Annotated in this window: 4 protein-coding genes; 2 read left to right on the forward strand and 2 right to left on the reverse strand. The window is 68.9% G+C overall.

Features of this window, described 5'->3' with window-relative positions:
* The first annotated feature begins 203 nt into the window (after positions 1–203).
* Both BZL64_RS36375 and BZL64_RS36380 read left to right on the forward strand, forming a co-directional pair.
* Complete coding sequence (locus BZL64_RS36375; RefSeq protein WP_086773298.1) at positions 204–779, forward strand: TerD family protein; 576 nt, start codon at positions 204–206, stop codon at positions 777–779.
* A gap of 180 nt (positions 780–959) precedes the next feature.
* Entirely contained in the window at positions 960–1,499 is a 540-nt protein-coding gene (locus BZL64_RS36380; protein ID WP_086773299.1) for a GNAT family N-acetyltransferase, read from the forward strand.
* A 59-nt stretch (positions 1,500–1,558) separates the two neighbouring features.
* On the opposite strand, the gene BZL64_RS36385 is transcribed toward BZL64_RS36380, so the two are convergent.
* Entirely contained in the window at positions 1,559–1,765 is a 207-nt protein-coding gene (locus tag BZL64_RS36385) for a hypothetical protein (protein WP_086773300.1), read from the reverse strand.
* Positions 1,766–1,779: 14 nt separating this feature from the next.
* Entirely contained in the window at positions 1,780–2,373 is a 594-nt protein-coding gene (locus tag BZL64_RS36390) for an ArsR/SmtB family transcription factor (RefSeq protein WP_086773301.1), read from the reverse strand.
* Positions 2,374–2,437: the final 64 nt, after the last annotated feature.

Consider the following 2,437-nt stretch of genomic DNA (forward strand, 5'->3'; position numbering starts at 1 on the left):
GAGTGATGGCGGAGCCATCGCAACCGACGACAACGCCGCAGATGGGCGTGCCGGACCCCGCGACGCCGCCCTCCCCTTGCCGGCCGGTCTTAGGGTTTGGCAAAGAAAGTAAAGACACGGGGAACCTTGACCGCCCCTCGCGGCGTTCATAGGGGTAGCTGTAGCTTCGTGCCCGTCACAGAACTAGGGAAGGACTCCCAACAATGGCTGTAAGCCTGTCCAAGGGTGGCAACGTCTCGCTCACCAAGGAGGCTCCGGGCCTGACCGCCGTCACCGTGGGCCTGGGCTGGGACGTCCGCACCACCACCGGCACGGACTTCGACCTCGACGCCTCGGCGATCGCGGTCAACCCGGAGGGCAAGGTCTACTCCGACGCCCACTTCATTTTCTTCAACAACAAGCAGACGCCGGACCAGACCATCGTCCACACCGGTGACAACCGCACCGGCGAGGGCGCGGGCGACGACGAGGCGATCAAGGTCAACCTCGCGGGTCTCCCGGCCGACATCGACAAGATCGTCTTCCCGGTCTCGATCTACGACGCCGAGAACCGCTCGCAGAACTTCGGCCAGGTCCGCAACGCCTACATCCGCATTCTGAACGAGGCCGGCGGCGCCGAGATCGCCCGCTACGACCTCTCCGAGGACGCGGCGACGGAGACGGCCATGGTCTTCGGCGAGCTGTACCGCAACGGCGCCGAGTGGAAGTTCCGCGCGGTCGGCCAGGGCTACGCCTCGGGCCTGGTGGGCATCGCCCAGGACTTCGGCGTCAACGTCTGAGTTCGCGTCTCACCCTCTTCACCGGAGCCCCCGTCCAGCTTCCAGCCGGCCGGGGGCTCCGCCCGCTCCGCCACCCGTAGCTTGTGGGACCCGGCCCGTCGGTGGGGTGGGACCCGGGCCGGTGGCTTGATCGACCCGGCGGGCCTTGATCGCTGCCGAGCCTGCTGATTCGCTGACGGCATGACCGACCTCGGCCCCGTCACCTGGCCACCAGCCCCGATAAGGACCGAACGGCTCGTGCTCCGTGAGCCGGAACCGCGGGACCGTGCGGCGTTCATCGAACTGCACGTCTCACCGGAGGTGCACACCTACCTCGGCGGCCCCCGCCCGCGTGACGAGGTCGAGCGCGAGCTGCCCGAGGCGCCCGAGCGGTGGCCCGGCAGTTTCGTCGTCGATCTCGACGGGGCGATGATCGGCCAGATCCTGCTCAGGAGAGCCACGGCTCACCGCCGCCCGGCTGCTGCGGGGAAGGCCGATCTCGGCTACCTGTTCCTGCCGGGAGCGTGGGGATTCGGCTACGCCACCGAGGCGTGCGCGGCGGCACTCGACTGGTTCGACGGCGCCCTCCCCGGCGAGCCGGCGGTGCTCACCACCCAGACCGCCAACGTCGGCTCGATGCGCCTCGCGGCGAGGCTGGGATTCACAGAGGTAGAGCGGTTCCAGGCCTGGGACGCCGAACAGTGGCTCGGCGTGCGGTCCGCGGTGACGCGGTCCGGTTGAGAACTACTTGATCTCGCGGAGGAGTAGGCCGGGTTCGGCTCGGGTTGTCCCCTCCACGGCTAGGAGACAGCAGCTGCCGTCCTGGGTGGGGCGGCCAGTCGCAGGCCGACCTCCACGAGGGTCCAGCCGAGGCGGGTTCGGAGGTCCCGAAGGTCCTGGGAGCGCCGGGGGACCCTGGCCGCGGCGGCGAGACGGTACGCGTCGGCTTCGGCACGGAGTTCGGCGGCGCGGACGTGGTGCAGGGCGAGGTGCGTCTGCGGGTGCATCGGGTTGTGGCCTCTCATTCCGTGGTGAGGGGGAATGCGCGTGTCTGGATGCGTACGTGAGCGGTGTCGGTGTCGCCCTCTTCGGTGGCCCGGTCACGGTAGGTGTCGACGAGCGTGTGCATCTTCTCGACGAGTTCTCGGGCGAGTTCGGGCGTCAGCCGTAGCGTCGCGCTGCTCATGTCCCACGTGCGGCTCCACTCTTCCGGCCATGCCTGGCGGTTGCCGAGCCAGGTCGACAGGTCACGGGCCTGGGTGGTCGCGACCTCATGGAGGTACGTGTCGGCGGCCCCGCGTACGTCCGGGCTGGTGTCCGCGAGCAGGGCGTCGTCGAAGCGCAGGCCTTGGTGGGCAGCCTTCCACCACCGCTCCCGGCCCTTGCCCCGCTCCGGGGCGTCCTCGATGAAGCCGTGGGCGGCGAGCTGTCGCAGGTGGTAGCTGGTGGCACCGCTCGACTCACCCAGCCTCTCGGCGAGTTGGGACGCGGTGGCCGGACCGCCGAAGCGCAGCGCGTCCAGCAGCTGCATACGCAGGGGGTGCGCGAGCCCACGCAGGGAGCGGGCATCGAGGGTGCGGACCTGTGGGTCCTGTGGGTCCTGGGGCTCGTTCATGCGTACAACGTAGCCTTACAAAGGAATGGTTGCAACAGTTTCTTTGCAACCATTCCTTTGTAAG

It is taken from the genome of Streptomyces bobili (assembly GCF_002154575.1).
GTDB classification, from domain to species: Bacteria; Actinomycetota; Actinomycetes; order Streptomycetales; family Streptomycetaceae; genus Streptomyces; species Streptomyces bobili.

Bases quoted from the DNA above. Each gene is read 5' to 3' on its own strand.
- BZL64_RS36375 (WP_086773298.1), top strand. From the start codon at position 204: ATGGCTGTAAGCCTGTCCAAGGGTGGCAACGTCTCGCTCACCAAGGAG.
- BZL64_RS36380 (WP_086773299.1), top strand. From the start codon at position 960: ATGACCGACCTCGGCCCCGTCACCTGGCCACCAGCCCCGATAAGGACC.
- BZL64_RS36385 (WP_086773300.1), bottom strand. From the start codon at position 1,765: ATGCACCCGCAGACGCACCTCGCCCTGCACCACGTCCGCGCCGCCGAA.
- BZL64_RS36390 (WP_086773301.1), bottom strand. From the start codon at position 2,373: ATGAACGAGCCCCAGGACCCACAGGACCCACAGGTCCGCACCCTCGAT.